This is a genomic window from Porphyromonadaceae bacterium W3.11 (assembly GCA_030434245.1).
Taxonomy (GTDB): domain Bacteria; phylum Bacteroidota; class Bacteroidia; order Bacteroidales; family Porphyromonadaceae; genus Porphyromonas_A.
In genome coordinates this window covers 172,319-192,103 of the sequence record JAUISX010000002.1, presented here as the reverse complement: position 1 = coordinate 192,103, position 19,785 = coordinate 172,319, and the positions used below count along the sequence as shown (strand labels likewise).

The window sequence follows — 19,785 nt, the reverse complement described above, 5'->3', positions numbered from 1 at the left end:
ATTTATATTCCTTAGGATTATTAATTGCAAGGGATGAAGTACGCGGAGGTTAGAGTCCACATATTCCAGCCTATACGGTGTTGTTTTTGATGTTGTTGCAGACCTTCAGTCATCGGAGTGTCTAAGTCGTAGATGTTCACATGACCACCTAAGATTTGCTTGTCACTGTGGTAGTAGAAGGTAAATAGCTTGTGTTGGTACTTGTCTACAATTAGGCGAGCTCTTCCAGAGGAGGGGTCGGAGGTCAACATATCCATTTTGGCAAATTTTACTGGAGCAATACGAGTCTTACCACTTAGTTCATCCTCAGTCAGTGAGGTAATATCTATCTTGAAGATAAAAGGTCTTACTAAAGTATGGTTAAACGCAAGATAAAGTTGTTTCTCCTTCCTGTCATAAGCCATCCCATGTACTTTCCCCACCTTCGTTTCCAGCTTCAGTGGGTCAATCACATAAGCACGCTCGGTAATAGAGTAGACCCCTAGGCTACCGTCACTAAAGGAGAGGTACAATAGGTCATCGGCTCTATCCACCAACCAAATAGCATTTGGAAATTGTTTGGTGTGGCAAGATGAATTCTTCGGATTGAACTCCACCAGCACCGAGCCAGCATCTAAGTCCATGAAGTCGAAAGCATACATCTTTCCATTGTATATGAAGGATTCGTGAATTTCCCTGCCATTCAGAGCTTCAACTTCTATCTTTTTGTCTGGGTCTTTCGCTAAATCCACTCTATAGGTTTTCTTCAATCGCCTATAGGATAGATAGATGCTATTTTCATCAAACGCAAAGATGTCATCCGGGAATGATTGTGCCTCAGTAGAATAGGCATTGAAATCCTTCTGCTTAATCAACTCAAAAGTGCTACTTGAAATAACACTCACCCGTCCATAGGGGTTGAATCCAGGGAGATTGGTATTGTGTCTTGTATTGACCCGTACCATGCTACTGCAGAGCAGGAGTCGCTCCTCATTAGGGAGCCGATGCAAGAAACTGGTGTATCCCCACTGTACATACTGATTGGGCTCGTAGAGCACCTCTTGTTGGAGGTTATTATCTTTGTCGAATAGATAAATACGAGGACCCACAGAGGCGTCTTCATAGTAATAGCCTTGATCTGTGGCTACTGAGCCTTTGTCAAAAACCAAAAACCTCCTGTTTCCATACCCCTCTAATTGCTCCTCGTCCAGCTTGTCTTGTCGCTTTTCCGATGACGGAGTAGGGTGATTACACCCAAGACAAGTGAGCAAATAGAGAAGTAAGGATGACAGGAGAGTTAATGATTTAGTTACAAGAATTAAATAACCTTTGTTATTCATCTCATCTATTATTCTTCAATGTCGCAGAACTCTGCTAAATCGGGGAAGTGAATTAGATTAGGATCAGGTTCGTATTTTGGAATTAACCTATCTGCCTCTTCATTCGTAATGTTGTCAAATACATAGCCATCTTGCTGAGGAATGATACCTCCCAAAATAGCAGGTCTTGCCAAATAATAATTTGGAACACTACCCGTTAGCTTATTTCCCTTTAGCACAAGTGGTGTAGGATATACCACAGGGTCAGGAACTATGCCAGTGAAGTTATTGTATGATAAATCTACTTCATATAGTGTACCATCCAATAGTGGTGCAAGTACATTCATGAAGTCTCCCTCTAATTGATTGTACCCTAAAGAAATAGAACGCAGAGCTTCCATAGAAGCAAGTGTCTTAGGAAGTTGACCCGAAAGCTTATTATGAGCTAACTCAAGATCCCACAAGTGAGGTAATTTAGCAATGTTTTCTGGGATAAAGCCTTCGAAGTTATTGTAGTTCAACCATAGTCTCTCCAAGCTGACCAACTCAGCAATCCAAGTAGGGAACTTTCCGGAGAATTGGTTGTATGAGAGGCATAGATTGTTCAGATTCTTTAGGTTACGCATAGAAGATGGTAATTCACCTGAGAACTTACACAGTTCGGTGTCGATTTCCTCCAAGGCTACACAATTACCTATCTCCTCTGGCAATTCTCCTGAAAAGCCCTGACGTCCGAGGTCGAGGTAACGCATCTTCTTCAATTGCCCAATTTCCTTAGGGAGTTTCCCCGTCATCAGTGCCTTATTGCGCACGTATGGATAAACTTCCTGCTGGAAAGTGAAAGTGCGTAGATTCAAAGTGTCCATCTCTACCCATTGTCCAATCTTTGGAGATAGCTCACCGGTGATACTTGTCATTCTCAGATTGAGTACCTCCAACTTGCGTAGGTCATATAATTCTTCTGGGATAGAGCCAGTTAGTCGCTCATTCCACTTCAAATCTAAGACTCTAAGCTCAGATAGCTGACCAAGTACTGCTGGGATATCTCCTCTGAGGTCTACGGCGCCAAGCCTAAGTTCTACTACTCTCTTTTTACCATTGATGGTCTCCACCTTCACACCTCTCCAGTATTCCAGTGGGTCATTTAACCAGCCTGAATTCCAGCGCCAGTTCTCACCGTCAGTTTCTTTGTAAAACTGCACCAATGCTAAGCTGTCATTCATAGCTACGTTAGAAGTCTCGTTAGCCATCGCGTACTGGGTTGTAGTTCCCGATGGTGCATCAGTAGTCAGAGACTCCTGTTTGCAAGATGCAAATAGCATGCTGCCCATTACGAGGAACAGTGACGCATTTAGTAATCTTTTTGTCATGTTTTGCGATAATTAATTTATAAATTAAACATTCGTACGAATTATCTGTAAGGGATTAAAGGCTTTAAGATTAACGAGACAAGAGTAGCCCGACGGCATCTTACTATGCAGACACCACCTTTGGGAAGTCAGATTACTGACAGACAAATTCTGAGTAACTAATGCGCGCACTATCTTCAAAGCCTTCAACAACTTTCTAAAGGCTTCTGAAGTGAAAAATGTTTTTGGGAAATCAACCTATGTTAGAACCTACCAAAGTGGTAGTTTTCAGAAATTAGGCAGAAGATCAAACAAAAAACTTCTTCATCCAGCTTTAACCCCAGAAAGCTTTGGATAATAAAAATTGTTATGGCAGGTCTTCTGACTTACTCTTATTCTGCACCCTTCCCATCCTTAATAATAGGACAGTGGTTCAAGACTTGCAAAATACTTTACCTTAATATAATTAAGGAGAGCTTACAGCAGCCGGACTGTTCAGGACTTTCACCTGATTCCCTTTTCATCACACTCTTACGGAGGTAAAAGTGTAACACCATAAATACCACAGCAAAGTTAGGACTTTTAAAGGATATAACCAAACTATTTGTTGACTGGTGAACCGTGGTAGATTCAAGTACCAAGTGCAATTTACTTAATCTGTTTGTAAAACAGAGCTAAAGGCGAGTTAAAATTGATTCTTTTCCTCGGTCTTTTATTTAGTTTGTATTGGTACATTTTAATTTGTTTGTTAGTTAAGTGTTTGAAATCCATTTTCTTTGGTATGTATTGTCTGATTAATTTATTAGCATTTTCTATAGCTCCTTTCTGCCAAGAGGAATAAGGGTCAGCAAAATAAACGGTAGTGTTTAGTCTTTTCGCAATGTACATGTGTTCGGCAAATTCCAATCCATTGTCAGTCGTAATTGACTTTACGTGTTTCTTGATAGGCAATAATAACCTGACCACACACTTCGCTATTTCTTTGGCATTCTTTCCTTTCTGCATTTTCTCCATGAATATCATAGAAGTAGATTTTTCAACAATCGTTAGGATTACGGACTTACTTCCAGCACTAATGATGGTATCCATTTCAAAATCTCCAAATCTCGTCCCATCACATTCCTTGGGTCTCAGGTGAATACTTACTCGGTTAGGTATTCTTGCTCTTGAAGCATAAATATCCCGTTTTCTTTTCTTTAGCTTATGCCTGCAATGCTTATAAAGATCGCCTCCTTGTTGCTTATCCTCCCTAATCCACTTATAAATCGTCTCATGAGACAGAGATATTCCTTGCTCTCTCTTTAGCTATCCAGAGATTTGCATGGCGACCACTGTTCTTCTATTAGTTTTCTGAGGGCTTTCCTCTTTTTCCACCCAGCAGTCTTTTTATTTCGTGCTGAGCGTGCAATGCTCTCATTAGCTAGAGTTTGTGCATGAGCGTAGTGGTAACGCCCCGTCTTCGTCCCATTCCTCTTAAGCTCACGACTTATTGTAGAAGGGGATACATTAATAAGCTCTGCAATCTCTTTCTGTTTCATACCCTTTTTTAAGCATTGGGAGATTGTGTACCTTTGCTCACGGGTTAGATGTTTGTATTTTTTCATGACCAACAAATTTATCTAATCCAGGGGAGATTTCGGTCTCCCCTTTCTTATTTCTTTGTTGGTACTTGAATCAACCTATTTTCTTACCCTCTCCTCGCATGCGGCCGCCCTTCCTTTGTGGGGAAGGGGGCGGCCGAACGAAAATCATCTAAAGACAATAAAAATTGCACTTCGATATTGAAACTTAGGAAAATACAATCAAAACGATGAAATAAATCTATAGATCAAAAGGCCTGCAAGATCTCTTAAAATATATACTTAGTCAGCATTGCAGAATATTGAAAATATCGGATGATTATTTTAGGAATTCTTGGCACCAGAGATACCATCCTAAGCTCAAAAAAACTAAACTTAATACACTGATTATATTTAGGTATAATACCTAATTCAAGAAATAAATAGTATCGATTAAATCCCCTCAAACAAACAACTCTTTTTTTGGGGGGGGTAGACCAAAACACTTGGTCTTTAGGTCTATTTTTTATCTGAGTCCTGCGATATGCGAGCCTTCTACAACAATGCGATCGGATGCAGCATCTAGCAGCCTCAGCAATTCATCCCTCGTATTTGCTCTAAGCATAGCCACTCTATCCTGCTTAAAGTCAGGAATACCCTTGAATAAGGGAGTGGTTGCAAGATGCCTGCGGACATGAAGAATACCTTTAATCTCACTTTCACATTTCTCGATGCTATTATCCAACATCTCCTTCAAAACCTCCAAGTACCACTCTTTGGGATGTGTAGGGATGGGCTTCCCATCAATGACAGCTCGCATCTCTTCAAAGATCCAAGGCTGTCCTACGCTTGCACGACCCACCATAACCGCATCTACCCCTGTGGTCTCAAAGCGATGAAGAGCATCCTCTCCAGTAAGGACATCACCATTACCAATAATTGGCATCGTGATGTTAGGATTATTAGCCACCCTCGCAATGGGCTCCCAGTCGGCTTCACCTTTGTACATCTGTGCTCTAGTACGACCATGAATAGTGAGGGCAGCTGCACCCATTTCCTGAATCTGCTCTGCCAGCTCCTCTATGATGATATGATCAGCATCCCAGCCCAATCTAGTTTTGACTGTTACAGGCAGTTCTACGGCTTCTGCTACACCCTTCACAATAGCTAAAAGAAGAGGGATATCTTGTAATAGGCCAGAACCTGCCCCTTTACCAGCCACCCGCTTCACTGGGCATCCAAAGTTTATATCGATAAACTCAGGCTCTGCCTCCTCAGCTACCTTTGCTGCTGCAACCATAGAGGCAACATCACGACCGTATATCTGAATAGAGACGGGACGCTCCTCATTCTGTACTTGCATTTTTCGGAGGGTGCTGGGTATGCTTCTGATGATAGCATCTGCATTTACAAATTCAGTCACCACCATACTGGCACCAAATCGTCTACAAAGCAAACGAAAGGAGGCATCAGTTACATCCTCCATTGGTGCTAGTAGGAGTGGGCGAAAGCCCAAGTCACGAGTTCCAATTTTCATCAATTAAAATAGTTCTGGATATTCCTCAGGATAAGTTTCCTTAAGAAATTCTATGGTTCGAGCTCTTGCAGATGAAATATGTGGTGTGACATTTTCCTCACCTATTAAATCCACTACTCCCGTTTGTCTTAATACCTCTAGTACTTGCGGCTGTACACCACTTAGTATTAATTGTGTGCCAAATTGCTTTTGGTGACGAATAATTGTTTTAAGGTTATAGATAGCTGTGGTATCTACAAATGGTACACTACGCATCCGCAATATGCGTGCTCGCATATCCCTGTGCCTATCTCGCATTATGTCGTCAAACTTATTGGCAATCCCAAAGAAGAATGGTCCGTCAATCTCATACATCTCAACCCCCTTCGGTAAGTCTAAATCAGGATCAGAGGCAATCTGTCCCTGTGAGACACGCCCACCTCTTTCTCCTACTAGGGTAATACCAGAGGCACCCATAATACGCTTAAGAAGGATGAGGACAGCTAATACTAATCCTACTCCAATAGCAACAGTAAGGTCAAGTAGTACGGTAAGTAAGAAGGTGACCACGAGCACGATACTATCTCCTTTGGGTCCTGAGAAAATAGCTACAAAGGAACGCCATCCACTCATATTATATGCTACTATGACTAGCACTCCAGCAAGTGCAGCCATCGGGATATGGGCGGCTAGAGGTGAAAGAAATAGCAGTATCAGAAGTAAGACAATAGCATGGATGATACCAGCCACGGGGGTACGTCCACCATTATTGATGTTGGTCATGGTTCGTGCTATAGCTCCAGTAACGGGGATTCCGCCAATAAATGGGACTACAACATTCGCTATCCCTTGTCCCACTAGCTCCATATTGGAGTCATGCTTGGCACCAATCACCCCGTCCGCAACAGATGCAGAGAGTAAGCTCTCTATAGCTCCCAGCATAGCAATAGTAAGGGCTGAAGGTAGGAGAGCTTGTAGTCTGGCTATAGTGATCTTAGGAATAATGAACTCAGGCATGGCTGACTCTATAGTAAAGTTATCACCTATATTTTCAGGTCGTGAAAAACCACTCCGCTCTAGAGCATAACTGACGATGGTTAGGACAATCAATGCCACGAGAGAGCCCGGAATCATTTTACTAAACCTTGGTGTGAGGATTATAATAAAGACCGTCACGAGTCCAAAGATAGTGGAGATCCAATTAAATGTTGAAAATTCGGCAAAATAGACCCCCCACTTACCAAGAAAGTCCCCTGGCATATGCTCTATCTGCAAGCCAAAGAAATCCTTAATCTGTGTGGATAAGATGGTTACGGCTATACCAGCAGTAAAACCCACAATTATAGGGTATGGAACAAAACGGATTACGCTACCAAGCCTCAGCAGACCTAGGAGAATAAGTATTGCCCCGGCCATCAGAGTGGCTAAGGCTAATCCATCAATACCATGCTGCTGTATGATGCCGTACACGATCACAATAAAGGCACCTGTCGGTCCGCCTATCTGTACCTTACTACCCCCAAATAATGAGACCAGGAAGCCCCCCACGATAGCAGTAATCAACCCCTCAGTAGGGGAGACCCCACTAGCGATACCAAAAGCAATGGCTAGTGGCAGAGCTACAATCCCGACGATGATTCCCGCCGTTAGGTCTTTGAAAAAATCAGTTTTGTCGTAGCCCCTTAGATCTTTAAAGAACTGAGGGACCATTAAAAGTCGTTGTTTCATGTTTGATCTAAATATGATAATAGGATAGAACTTAAGAAAATAAGTTCTATATCTCTCCTTCCGCAAAGATAATCATTTTTATTGTCTATTATAACCCTTTTATTAAGTGTTAGTTACTTATAAAAAATCTTGAGAATCAAAACCTCATCCTAATTTACGTTAAACAATATAGTCACTCTATTTGTTACGATTATTATTTTGTATATTTGATCATAGAGGAAGCTTCTTATTTGCTATTTCACTTAAGTTACAAGCCTCTGATTATATTTTTAGACTAACAATATATGAATATATATAAAATGAGCAAAGACAAAATAGTTCCTCAAGTAGATTTTGAGAATGAGTTGGTTGAATTACAGCCAAATCTTTTCAGCTTTGCACTATCCTTAACCGCTGATATGCACCAAGCAGAAGATCTTACCCAAGATACTACTCTTAAAGTTCTTAACAACAGAGAAAAGTATCAGGCTAATACAAACTTCAAAGGGTGGGTCTTTACTGTGATGCGTAATTTATTCATTAATAATTACCATCGTTTAGTCCGTACTCAGAAGATCTTTGACTCCAATGCTGATATCAGTTATATGGGTACTCAGCGAAATAGTGAGGGTTTGGCTACTCCAGATCACGAAATGAGTCTTCAAGAAATAAATTTTGCTATTGATCAGCTTGATCCAAGTCTTAAGGAGCCCTTTTCAATGTATGTAGCTGGATATAAGTATAAAGAGATAGCGGATGTATTAGATATCCCTCTTGGAACAGTGAAGAGCAGGATTTTTATGGCTCGTAAGCAACTTCAAGAAACGCTTGCCGATTTCCGTTAATCTGCATCCAATAGAAATTGAGATTTTTACAAAATTATTAATATCCCATTATGTATGGGAATTTATTTTTAACATTATGAATATGAAAAGATTAAGTATTTTATTAACCGCATTAGTTGCCTTATTTTTTGTTAGTTGCAACGGCGGAAAAGAGAAGAAGTCAGAAGAAACAACTGAAACTGAAGCTATTGAAATGACTTCAACAAATGAATCAACCCTTGAATATGCTGGTGAGTACGAAGGTGTTTTACCATGTGCTGACTGCGAAGGTATCAAGACTATTCTTACCATTAGGGATGATAGCACATATGACTTAAAGCGTGAGTACCTAGGCAAGGAAGATAGTTCTTTCGAGGAGAGCGGTACTTATAACATCGTTAACGGTGATGTGATTGAATTGGTCACTCCTTCTTCTGGTAATAAGACTTACTATAAGATTCTTGAGAATGCCGTAGCACTAACAGCTGACGAGACTGGAACTCTAGCAGAAGGTGAATTGGCAGATCTCTATATCTTAACTAAGAAATAATATAGAGTTATCTTGATTTAGATAATTGCTCTAAGCAATATATAAATCATACTAAAGTAAAGACAGCTACACTCAAATAAATGAGGTAGCTGTCTTTTTTTATATCATTATATGATATTCTTAAGGGAGGTGAGGATAAGCCTTTAGAGCTATCCAATCATTATTCTCAACAAAACCATTCATGGTGAGATTAAACTGTGCTAAGGCAGACATAATCTCTGAAAGGTCATCCGTATAAAAACCACTCAGCATGATGTAGCCTCCAGACTTAACCCGTTCTACATAGTATTGAAGATCACGAATGATGATATTTCGATTGATATTGGCAAGTAGAATATCTGCTCTGGGTACTTTCTTAAGAGCTGAGGCATCCCCATGGATAACCTCTAGTTCCACATTATTTACCTGAGCATTCTCCTTAGCGTTCACCACGCTCCATTCATCAAAATCGATGCTATAGCATTTGCGGGCTCCTAGCTTCATTCCATAGATTCCTAGGATTCCACTACCACACCCCATATCTATGACTTCCGCATTTTGCCAATAAAGCTGGCTCATTAGCTGCATCATCCCCTTGGTGGTACCGTGATTACCAGTCCCAAAAGCCATTTTTGGATCAATGATTATCTCATGTTCTACACCCTCTACAGGTTCATGAAAAGAGGCTCTCACAGCAACTTTTCCTTCCACAATGATGGCTGGCTTGTAGTAGTTCTTTTCCCACTCCTCATTCCAGTCCTTGGTCACTATCTCTTCTGTCTTGTGACTTTCTATATGTTCAGAGTATAGTTCTTCCGAAAAAATAGCCTCAAAAGCATCCCTATCAAAAGCATCTTGCCTAATATAGCCTCTCAGTAATTGAGCATCATCCGACTCAATCTGCTCGAAGGATTCAAATCCGAGATCTGCTAAGCTCTGAGCTAGTAGATCACTGACCCATTCTTCCTTTCCTTTTAACTTAATATCTGCTTGTATATAATTTTGCATATTAGTATCGTATAATAAAGACATTCATTCCCTCAAAACAAAGATAAGGAAAATACTTTTCATTTTCATTTGAATTGAACTGTTGTGAAAAAGGAGGATTTATATCTATTGACTTCAGAAAAATGACGATATGGTTATCTGTAAACCATGAGTATAGACTATAAATATGCTATTAGAGGGGGAGGCTAATCCAATTGCCTATTTCGAAAAATCTTGTTAGATTTGCGTTGTTACAAATGGGGAATTAGCTCATCTGGCTAGAGCGCAACACTGGCAGTGTTGAGGTGATCGGTTCGAGTCCGATATTCTCCACAGTTTATTATTGATTATAATTTTTTATCTCTAAGAACAAGAGTTTAAAATCATTGTTTTTTTCGAGGGGGTTTCAGGCTGAGAAAAGCTCGAAGCTCCTTTCTTTATATCTAAAGGGTAGCTTATCCTAAGCTCACTATGAAATGCTCTGAAGGTATCGGTAGAATGTTTTCACAGTGCCTATAGTATGATATTTCGGTGTGTATGCTATTTCTGAAAAATGAGCACATAAAAAAGACGGTTGTGTGTCACGACCGTCCTTTTTAAATGGTTTTCCTCATCATGAAGAACCAGAGTTCTATCTTTTGATACAGTGTTCCGAGCGATTATCTACGCGATGACCTATTGTTATTGCCCTTACGATGACCTCCTCCGCCTTTAGAGCGGTTATAGTCACGACGTTGACTAGTCACACGAGTCACAAGTATCTTACGTCCCTTAAACTCATACTCAGCCATGGAATCTTGGACTAAGTCAGCAACGTGTGTTGGCACTTCGAACGTAGTGAATCGGTCCTGAATTTGAATCTTCCCAACATCTACTCTCTGGTCCAAAGCTTGATTAATCATATCAATCAATACGTTAGGAAATAGTCTATCACGACGGCCAAAGTTCAATTGTAACTGAGCGAATCCTTTCTCTGGTCCTCTTGATCCTCTCTGTCTAGCCAATTGTTTTTCTCCACCCCGCTCAGCCTTTTCAGAGGGTTCGCTTAGAGGTGCAGCATTATCATAATAATCTAAGAGTCTCTTGAGCTCAGTATAGACCAATCTCTGTAGAAGCTCTTCCTTATCCAACCATGAGAAACGTTTGTAAATAGCATCCATGTATGGAGCAATCATCTCCTCCTCCGGAACGGTGTGCTCTAGCTTCGTAATGAATTGATTCAATTGCTTTTCGCAGATCTCCTCAGCTGTTGGCAGTGTCGCTTTCTCAAAGGTTATCCCTGTCTTTTTCTCAATATTTCTAACGAGTCCTTTCTCACGCAAGTGGCAAATAGAGATGGAGATTCCACTCTTTCCTGCTCTTGCAGTACGTCCACTACGGTGTGTATAACTCTCCACCTCAGCAGGGAGTCCAAAATGGATGACGTGTGTGAGGCTATCCACATCTAGTCCCCTAGCAGCTACGTCTGTAGCGACCAGCAACTGAACCATACCCACGCGGAAGCGTTGCATCACCTGATCACGCTGAGCTTGGGACAGATCACCATGTAAAGCATCTGCACTATAACCATCCTCTATTAGTTGCTGAGCTACCTCTTGGGTATTCTTCTTAGTCTTACAGAAGACAATACCATATATGCTAGGGTAGTAGTCTGCAATCCTCTTGAGAGCAAGATACTTATCCTTACTAGCAACCATATAGTAGATATGCTGGATATTGGCATTGATCACGTTACGCTCACCAATTTGCACCTCTGTAGGATTCTTAAGATACTTTTTAGTAATTTTCCGCATCTCATTGGACATCGTAGCACTGAAAAGTAATAAATGTCTATCCTTAGGGATGCTTGCTAGGATCTTATCTAGGTCTTCGCTAAAGCCCATGTTCAGCATTTCGTCTGCCTCGTCTAGCACGACATCCTTAATTCTACCCATTTCAATGGCACCTCTCCGGATGAGGTCCAATAGACGTCCTGGAGTAGCGACTACAATCTGTACGCCACGTCTAATCTGTCTGATTTGCTCCTCAATGGAGGCTCCTCCATATACCGCTACCAAGCTCACCTCTCTCATGTGTACAGCAAACTGTGCTATATCTTTTGTGATCTGCATACATAGCTCACGTGTAGGAGCTAAGATGAGTGCCTGTGGGTATTTCTCTTCTGAGACAAGGTTCTGTAGAAGTGGCAAGCCAAATGCTGCCGTCTTTCCTGTTCCTGTCTGTGCTAATGCTATAATATCTCTACCTTCTCCTAAGAGATAAGGAATTACCTCCTCTTGGATTGGCATGGGTTGTTCAAAGCCTAACTTCTCAACAGCCTCTCTTAATGGGGCTATTACACCCAGTTCTTCAAATGTCATCTAATTAATTTTATATTAAAGGTAAAAAGCCTGGCTCTCCTGAGGAAAGCACAGGCTTTTTTTATTTATCTACTTTTCATTTTCTTTAATCCTCTTCGGGATTACGCTCATGATTAGAACGTGGTATAAAAATACGTTCTCTCTGTGATCCTCTAGGTCGAGTCGGATGCCTGTCCTCTATCCTTTCCCGACGAGCTCTACGCTCTCTTGGGCGATCCTCATTCCCATCTTGATGTGAAGAGTATGCCAGATTAGGCTTACCATATCTGGACCCGTCCTCATCAAATCTCTTATTATCAAATGAGGGGCGGTCTGACCTTTTCCTAAAGTCTCTTTGTTCGCCATCTCTTCTGGAGAAGGAGTCTCTTCCCTCTCTACCGAAGCGATTGTCTCTATCCCCTCTCTCTCTCGACTGATAGCGATCTTGGCCCTCTCTATCTTGGAAGCGGTTACGGCGTCGCTGGTTACGCTCTGCCTGGCTTCGTTCCTTACGATATTCTTGGCGTTCCTTGACATACTTCTCTCTGCCACGGAGGTAAGCCTCACGTTCTTCACGATCAGGGAGTAACCCCATCTCACTTAATTGCTGTAAGTGCTCGTTACGCTTGCCTTCAAATAGCTCGTATGCACGTAGCTCGCACTCTATAGGGCCATTGAAAAGCTTCTCTCTGTGAAAATGCTTTAGTCCAATCGCATCATAGCCCTCCTCTATACTTCCAGATATGATCCAAGCTTTCCATCCCATGAAAGTATGTTTGAGAGTAGAGCCGATAAGCTCATAGAGCTTTTCAAGATCATAAGGACGCATCCTTTCACCATAGGGTGGGTTCATAACGATGATGCCTTCCTTAGCAGGCCTATTCTCCTCAGTATAATCTTCGAACTTCTGTACGGTAAGCTCTATATACTTTTGTACACCCGTATTACGGATATTACCTCGTGAGATTGCAATCGCTTTAGCAGCGGCATCAGATCCATAAATCTTATGCTCAAATTGACGCTCTTCCCAATCCTCTAGTAGGTCACTTAGTAGGTCAGCGTCAAACTCTGGCCAACGCTCAAAAGCATACTGACTCCTAAAGATACCTGGTGGAATACTAAGAGCGATTAAGGCTGCTTCGGTGAGAAAGGTACCACTACCACACATTGGATCAAGTAGATCACACTGTCCATCCCAGCCTGCACGAAGCAGGATACCAGCAGCCAATACTTCACTGATAGGAGCATCATTCTGTCCCAAACGATATCCGCGACGATGAAGACTTTCACCACTAGAGTCGAGAGCTAACGTCACGATCTCATCCGCAATATGTATATGAAAGTGAACATCTGGATCAGAGACAGAGACATTAGGATTTCGCTCACCCTTGTCCTTAAAATAGTCACTGATGGCATCCTTAGCACGGTAGGCGACAAACTTACTGTGTGTAAACTTTTCAGAATACACGACCGTATCAAAAGCAAACGTACTACGGCTAGTCAAGAACTGATCCCAACACACATTATCATATAGATATTGATAAATCTCATCGGCATCCTTAGCTTTAAACTGAATAATTGGGACTAGGACCCTAAGAGCCGTGCGTAAGTGAATATTAGCCTTATATAAAATCTTCTTGTCCCCCCTGAAAGCAACCATTCTTCGTCCGGGTACTATATCTTTTGCCCCTAGTTGCTCCAACTCTTTTTGCAGGATATCCTCTAGCCCATGCATGGTCTTAGCCAACATGTCAAACTCTCCTGCCATAATGCTTTGCATCATCATTTATTGTATATGTGAAATAGCTTCATCGATTTCTCTTCCTATCAAATGGAACGCAAAGGTACAAATAACCAAGCAAATAGAGAAACCGTAGGATTATAAATGGTTTTATTCAAGTCCTTTAATGACTTCTTCTAATGTCTTACGAACCTCTGGATGATCCTCCCTACTTAGGGCGGTCTTGAGGTCAGGCAGATACATACGATACATCGCCCAGCCAACCAATTCCGCTGTAGCCTTACGGACACTAGGATCACTATCATGGATCAAGCCTTGTATCCAGCGCTTTGCATCCCATGAGTTATGCTCTATCAGCCATGTGAGGTATTCAATCTTTTCATCAGAGCTTCCGTATAAAAACTTATCGAAGCTAGAGCTCTCTTGCTTACGTCGCTCTGCTGTCATTAATATCTCCTCATTAAATTTATCAGGATCTACAAACTTAGGGTCAACCTCCTCTGCTACCTTCTTAGGTGACACTTGATGCACTAAGCGTGCTATCATCCATTGCATTCCAGGGGTAGCCTCTGGGTGACCAACTACTGACATGGTCTTACCCTTACCATATTCACTTTGGTATAGGAAGGTCTTATTATTGGTCATATTCTCAGGTGCATTACCCTCAACGTGTACATCACTTTCCATTGTAGCCAGTGATGTAAAGATAATATCTTTCTTAGGGCTCTGAAGTGCTACAGGGCCTTCGTAATACATGATATAGATAAGGGGTCTATCTGCAATCTCAGGAAATAGAGCCTTACCCTCATCTGTTAATGAGACCTTAGAGATACCTCTACCTCTATTATCATGCTCTATATCATGAGCTTCAGCACCAGACATTGACAAGCAAGCATAGTTAGGAGTATCTGTAATCAGATAGGCTCCTGCACAGATGCCTAGTACACCGCCACCATTCTTTACAAATTGACGAAGAGCCTCACGACCTTGACCACCCATATTGAGGTATTGGCGGCTACCACCTCCACCAGGTATCACCACCACATCATACTGACCAAGATGCTCTGAGGTCATACCAGATGTTGTGATTATATCTGCCTCTATAGCACGGTCCATTTCTAGAGCTGCTTGAGTCTCCCATACGCATGTTTCGGAACCACCATGGCCTTGGAATAAAGCAACTTTGATCTTATTGGACTGAGCCATCAGGGTCCAGGCCCCTATGAGTGTAACGGAAATAAGTAAAAGCAATCTTCGTTGTTTCATAAGTAAGTGTAGGTATAATTATTATTTTGTTTTGTGTATCCAAGAAGATGAGAATTCCGGCTTTTTGATCAACTCATTAAGGTAAGCTTTCGCTTCCTCTATGGTCTCAAAGCTATCGGCAAAGACGCGGTGGTACGTATCAGATACCAGTACTCCTAGATGCTCGAGTGATTCAATGTCCTTTGAATGGGTCTCGATATATTTGTCAAACTGGACCTCATTAGATAATGTCGCTATCACTATGTAATAACGCACATGACCCACTGGAGTGCGAACTATATTAATGTCACTCACATTATCCCTAGTTGTAGAAGCAGAGTCATCGGTAAAGTCTACTACCGGAATATCCTCCTTAGTTTCATTTGAGGTCTCTATGACACTCTTTTGAGGGGTTAAAAATCCTGCTTGATACTGAAGCTTGCCATCGGATGGATTAGTTAGCTTCTGGCTAGGAATCAACAAGGCAAGAGCAGCCACGACGGCAGCAGCCGTTCCATACCTTACGGCACGGAGATTAATAGGAAGGTAATAAACGTCCCCCTTCCTTCTTGATGTAGATAGGCTCTGACTCTCATCATTATTATGAGTCCGAAGCCTAGGTAGCATAGCCACCGGCTGTAAGCCATAATAATCCACGGAGAAAGGATGATCTGGATTAGGAATAAAAGAGATGCGTCCATCAGCACGATCCTGCATCAACTTCCCTACCTGTCCTATCTGTACTACTCCATTCTCAGAAAGAGCGGACTTCAACTCCTGTACATCACTCTCTAAAAGAGATTGAGCCCGTTTGTATCCAAAAGAGAAAGCCTCCGCATAACTCTGGACCAAAAGTCCATCGCCTTGAGACAGAGCGGCATTAAATGTAATTTCAGATTTACCTGGGTAGATCAATCCTCGTCCCATATCCTGTGATGCAGACCTATGATGACGTATGAACGCACCCAATGAGGGCACAATGACGCACTCCTGCTTATATAAAAGTTGCTCGATATGCTTTATGACTCTCTTCATATAGTTATCTCTTCGAAAATATCTTCCACCCAAAGGTACCAATATTTTCCCAATCACCGACTACTCTGCCCTAAATAGTCAGGGGTTTAGCTCCAAAATATCTTTAGATTTTTCTTAGAGCTATCCAAGAAAAGACCACCCCCTCCATTAGAGAGCTTTGTACGGAGATATTCTATTGCTTTCGAGTTGGATCTCCTGTATTATTATTTTTCCTGACCCCTCGTCTAAAGTGTATTGTGCCTTATCTATTATTCAAGTAATCAGCATATTAGATGATAATTCTGATAATTAGTTCTTTTTATGAAGCATCCAAAACGTGTTGCTCTTTACTAACTTTTTGTGTCAGTATTTGGCACTCACACATAGGTTAATTATTATAGGACTAGGGAGGGGTAACGAAATGGAAGGAAGTGGGCTGAAAAGTGAGCGTATAGAGGCACGGAATTTTTTCTATAGGAAGCAGATGTGCTTCACATAGGAAAAAATATTTTATCTTATATGAACGAGATGCGTTTCATATAACTTAAATATTGTCTGCAAATACTCTTTAAAATATGCTCTACTCGTGGCGTTTTGATACATATCTTACATCTCTTTATGTGAGTGGTTTATGGGTACTATTTTTTGTTTTCGTAGTGAATCCCTGCGATATAGTTTCTAGTGGCTTTCGAATTGTAAGGTAGATAGCCTTTACTAGCTCGGGGAAGGAATGTGGGAGGATGGATTCTTAAAAAATAACTATCTTTATGCGTGTTTACGCACTATTAAATAGCAATAAGTATGACTAAATTAATTATTCTATATTCTTGGATAGCCGGTATCACGGTCTTTATAGGTGGGATTATTGCCTATTTTTTCAATAAAAAATTTCCGGAGAAGTCAACAACGAAAACCGAAATCACTCACACTATGATGTCTTTCGGTGCAGGTATCATATTATCAGCTGTGGCATTGGTATTAGTTCCAGAGGGGATGGAAAAACTGTCATTGGTGCCTATGATCGTAACATTCCTTTCGGGAGCAGTGGTATTTATGTTTTTAGATCAATACTTATCCAAGAAAGGGGGAAAGTTGGCAACCCTATTAGCCATGATGCTGGACTTCATTCCGGAGGCAATTGCTCTCGGTGCTGTCTTTGCAACCGATATGCGTATGGCTACTTTGCTGGCTCTATTTATCGGGGTTCAGAATTTACCTGAGTCGTTTAATGCCTATAGGGATCTAGTAGCGGGGGATTTTTCACCCAAAAAGACGTTGATGAGCTTTTTTATATTGAGTTTCTTTGGAGTCTTTTCAGCACTTATCGGATATTTTTTATTATCTGACTCTCCTAATCTGACTGCTCATCTGATGATATTCTCTAGCGGTGGTATTCTGTACTTACTCATCCAGGATATTATCCCAGAGAGTCAAATGAAGAAGAATCATTTTATTTCGCTAGGTGCCACACTTGGGTTTCTCGTGGGATTGATTGGCGATAAGGTGATTTGAGGAAAGGGCGATGGCTCTAATGGATAAGATTCTTGTCGACAAAAGCTTTATGAGTGGTGTGAACGTGTGAGTGTTTGTTATGTAAAATGTTGATAGTAAAGGTTATTGCCCTTGTGGATTTTACTAATTCATCATTATTGGGTAATATTGTTATGTGTTACTAGTATGAAAGATGATTAGGTGATGAAGAAAAGAAATATACTTAAATACTCTAAGAGAGCATACGCGTTATTAAAGAACATACAGCCGAATGATCTGTATAAGTATGTCCCAAACTATGATGAGATGAGCTTGTACGATAAGTTGTTATCGGTAGCTGGGGTCTTAGGCGAAGTGGTGCTCTTACCAATCTTTAAGCTGTACTTCGTCCTCCAGGCGAAGAGTACTCCTATGCGTACGAAGCTGTACATTATGGGGGCGTTGGGCTATTTTATCCTTCCAGTAGATTTGATACCAGATTTTTTACCAGCGATTATAGGTTTTTCTGACGACTTGGTGGTCGTGACCTATGTACTGAAGTTGGTAAATGACTATATGACTCCGGAGTTGGAAGTTAAGGCTGTGGATGCCTATAATGCTTTGACACATAGCAAAAAGAAGAGCCATCCTACACTGTGGTAGTATGACTCTCAAGTGATGTTATCCATCTCGGTAAGGAGATGTGATGTTAGTATCTATGCTTTAGTACTTGGGCTAGCTCTCTCTTGGTGTCTCTCTCCTTGATGGACTCACGTTTGTCATACTGTTTCTTACCTCTTGCAAGGCCTATTTCTAGTTTTGCAAGACCTTTTCCATTGATAAATAGTTTGAGAGGAATAATAGTGAAGCCTGAATCTTTCGTATCCTGCTCGAGAGCTCTAATCTCTTTTTTATTCAGTAGTAGCTTCCTATCTCTTCGTTCGTTGTGGTTGTTATATGAACCAAAGAAGTATTCGGCGATGTAGAGATTCTTTACCCACACTTCTCCATGATCGATGATACAGAAAGTATCTACCAAGGAAGCCTTACCGAGTCGTATGGACTTAATCTCCGTACCCAGTAACATGATCCCAGCAGTGTAAGTGTCAAGTATTTCGTAATCAAAAGTGGCACGTCTATTCTTTATCAAGACACGTGCTCCCGCTTTGATCTTATTATCATTCTTTTTTTTCTTAGCCATAACATCTTCTCTCTTAGCTTACAAAGATAACATTTTTAGGGGGATTATAGAAGTGGTATGGCCTTTGAGGCGAAGAAGGTGACTAAGAATGGGACACTGAAATCACAGACAAATCCACTGTAGATAGAGGTGACTAGGTATTGTGGACCAGCTGACTTTAGGACGAATGGAAGGGTGACATCCATTGTGGTGGCTCCTCCTGATGAGATAAGGGCTAGGGGACCAAAGAGGCGAACAATAATAGGGGCGAGTAGTACCGTGAAGAGCTCTCGGAAGATATTTGAGAGGAGTGCCACAGCTCCTAATGCTGCTCCTACCTGCTCCGTGATGATTACACTTGATAGTGAGTAGTAGGCCTGTCCGGAACTGACTGCAATGGTGGTATATAAATTTTGATGAAGTATCAGTCCCGCTATAGCCCCACCTATAAGGCTGCCTACTATGCTGAAGAAGGGCAGCATTAGAAAGCGGGGTGGTATATGTCTGAACTGTGTTAGTGTCTCTGAGTTATTTCCTATACTGAACCCGACGGCAAACATCAGGCAGTAGAGCATCACGATGCTGACTCCTGCTTGTACGATTTCCTGCATCTTGCCATTGATCCCTACAATGATACCGAGGGCGAAGATGAGAAGGATGATCAGGTTATCTCCAAACTGCTCCCATATTCTATAGAGTAGGGGACGTCGTTGGCTTTCTTCGGCATCCTTTACTAACCGTTCACCCTTATGGGAAGGGTCTTCACGCTTTCCGATCTTCCATAGTACCCAGCCTGCTAAGATGGCCACGATGCTTGCTGTGAGTGCAATCACAACGGCTTGTCCTCCAAGCGAGGGGAGGTTCGTGATCACATCTTCATCTGAACCTACTTCTAATCCTAGAGTAAAGAGAAGTAGCCAGATGAGTAGGGTAATGCTTTTCTGGGTATAGAGGAATTGTCGCTTACGGAGGAGCCACCCAAGGAGGACTCCGAGAAGCATAATGCCTACAATCTTCAACATATCTG

Annotated in this window: 15 protein-coding genes, 1 tRNA gene, 1 pseudogene and 1 riboswitch; of the genes and pseudogenes, 5 read left to right on the top strand and 12 right to left on the bottom strand. The window is 41.6% G+C overall.

All coding sequences use genetic code 11. From position 1 onward, the window contains the following. Nucleotides 1–20: 20 nt before the first annotated feature. From QYZ87_03435 to sulP, 5 genes and pseudogenes are all read right to left on the bottom strand, one after another. Nucleotides 21–1,319, bottom strand: coding sequence for a hypothetical protein (locus QYZ87_03435; protein MDN4753582.1), 1,299 nt, complete (start codon nucleotides 1,317–1,319; stop codon nucleotides 21–23). A gap of 8 nt (nucleotides 1,320–1,327) precedes the next feature. After that, nucleotides 1,328–2,668, bottom strand: a complete 1,341-nt coding sequence (locus QYZ87_03430) for a hypothetical protein (protein ID MDN4753581.1) — start codon at nucleotides 2,666–2,668, stop codon at nucleotides 1,328–1,330. A 332-nt stretch (nucleotides 2,669–3,000) separates the two neighbouring features. Further along, nucleotides 3,001–3,220: riboswitch (cobalamin riboswitch) on the bottom strand. Between the two features lie 75 nt (nucleotides 3,221–3,295). Further along, nucleotides 3,296–4,251, bottom strand: a pseudogene (locus QYZ87_03425) (IS30 family transposase). A gap of 481 nt (nucleotides 4,252–4,732) precedes the next feature. Beyond that, nucleotides 4,733–5,743: a tRNA dihydrouridine synthase DusB gene (dusB, locus tag QYZ87_03420; protein ID MDN4753580.1), complete on the bottom strand. Its 1,011-nt coding sequence runs from the start codon at nucleotides 5,741–5,743 to the stop codon at nucleotides 4,733–4,735. A 3-nt stretch (nucleotides 5,744–5,746) separates the two neighbouring features. Next, on the bottom strand, nucleotides 5,747–7,450 hold the full coding sequence (gene sulP, locus QYZ87_03415; protein ID MDN4753579.1) for a sulfate permease: 1,704 nt from the start codon (nucleotides 7,448–7,450) through the stop codon (nucleotides 5,747–5,749). A gap of 284 nt (nucleotides 7,451–7,734) precedes the next feature. On the opposite strand from sulP, the gene QYZ87_03410 reads away from it, so the two are divergent. Both QYZ87_03410 and QYZ87_03405 read left to right on the top strand, forming a co-directional pair. After that, the gene (locus QYZ87_03410; GenBank protein MDN4753578.1) at nucleotides 7,735–8,274 is read left to right on the top strand and encodes an RNA polymerase sigma factor; all 540 of its coding nucleotides are present in this window, start codon (nucleotides 7,735–7,737) and stop codon (nucleotides 8,272–8,274) included. Between the two features lie 82 nt (nucleotides 8,275–8,356). Next, entirely contained in the window at nucleotides 8,357–8,803 is a 447-nt protein-coding gene (locus tag QYZ87_03405; GenBank protein ID MDN4753577.1) for a copper resistance protein NlpE, read from the top strand. Nucleotides 8,804–8,923: 120 nt separating this feature from the next. Here the strand turns inward: QYZ87_03405 and prmA are convergent, their stop codons facing one another. Then, the gene (prmA, locus tag QYZ87_03400; GenBank protein MDN4753576.1) at nucleotides 8,924–9,790 is read right to left on the bottom strand and encodes a 50S ribosomal protein L11 methyltransferase; all 867 of its coding nucleotides are present in this window, start codon (nucleotides 9,788–9,790) and stop codon (nucleotides 8,924–8,926) included. A 238-nt stretch (nucleotides 9,791–10,028) separates the two neighbouring features. On the opposite strand from prmA, the gene QYZ87_03395 reads away from it, so the two are divergent. Beyond that, nucleotides 10,029–10,102: transfer RNA gene (locus QYZ87_03395), tRNA-Ala, on the top strand. Between the two features lie 326 nt (nucleotides 10,103–10,428). Here QYZ87_03395 and QYZ87_03390 read toward each other — a convergent pair. The 4 genes from QYZ87_03390 to QYZ87_03375 all read right to left on the bottom strand — a co-directional run bounded on the left by QYZ87_03390 (nucleotide 10,429) and on the right by QYZ87_03375 (nucleotide 16,129). Then, complete coding sequence (locus QYZ87_03390) at nucleotides 10,429–12,129, bottom strand: DEAD/DEAH box helicase (GenBank protein ID MDN4753575.1); 1,701 nt, start codon at nucleotides 12,127–12,129, stop codon at nucleotides 10,429–10,431. Between the two features lie 85 nt (nucleotides 12,130–12,214). Further along, nucleotides 12,215–13,876, bottom strand: coding sequence for a THUMP domain-containing protein (locus tag QYZ87_03385; GenBank protein MDN4753574.1), 1,662 nt, complete (start codon nucleotides 13,874–13,876; stop codon nucleotides 12,215–12,217). A gap of 123 nt (nucleotides 13,877–13,999) precedes the next feature. Continuing rightward, the gene (locus tag QYZ87_03380; protein MDN4753573.1) at nucleotides 14,000–15,115 is read right to left on the bottom strand and encodes a BPL-N domain-containing protein; all 1,116 of its coding nucleotides are present in this window, start codon (nucleotides 15,113–15,115) and stop codon (nucleotides 14,000–14,002) included. A 21-nt stretch (nucleotides 15,116–15,136) separates the two neighbouring features. Further along, nucleotides 15,137–16,129 carry a hypothetical protein gene (locus QYZ87_03375; GenBank protein ID MDN4753572.1) on the bottom strand — a complete coding sequence of 331 codons (993 nt, stop codon included), beginning with the start codon at nucleotides 16,127–16,129 and terminating at the stop codon, nucleotides 15,137–15,139. 780 nt (nucleotides 16,130–16,909) lie between these two features. Between QYZ87_03375 and QYZ87_03370 the strand changes: the two genes are divergently transcribed. Together QYZ87_03370 and QYZ87_03365 are read left to right on the top strand one after the other, a co-directional pair. Beyond that, on the top strand, nucleotides 16,910–17,620 hold the full coding sequence (locus QYZ87_03370) for a hypothetical protein (protein ID MDN4753571.1): 711 nt from the start codon (nucleotides 16,910–16,912) through the stop codon (nucleotides 17,618–17,620). A 183-nt stretch (nucleotides 17,621–17,803) separates the two neighbouring features. Next, nucleotides 17,804–18,241, top strand: a complete 438-nt coding sequence (locus QYZ87_03365) for a YkvA family protein (protein MDN4753570.1) — start codon at nucleotides 17,804–17,806, stop codon at nucleotides 18,239–18,241. Nucleotides 18,242–18,287: 46 nt separating this feature from the next. Here the strand turns inward: QYZ87_03365 and smpB are convergent, their stop codons facing one another. Together smpB and QYZ87_03355 are read right to left on the bottom strand one after the other, a co-directional pair. Beyond that, entirely contained in the window at nucleotides 18,288–18,779 is a 492-nt protein-coding gene (gene smpB / locus QYZ87_03360; GenBank protein ID MDN4753569.1) for an SsrA-binding protein, read from the bottom strand. 44 nt (nucleotides 18,780–18,823) lie between these two features. Beyond that, complete coding sequence (locus tag QYZ87_03355) at nucleotides 18,824–19,780, bottom strand: lysine exporter LysO family protein (protein ID MDN4753568.1); 957 nt, start codon at nucleotides 19,778–19,780, stop codon at nucleotides 18,824–18,826. Nucleotides 19,781–19,785 lie beyond the last annotated feature (5 nt).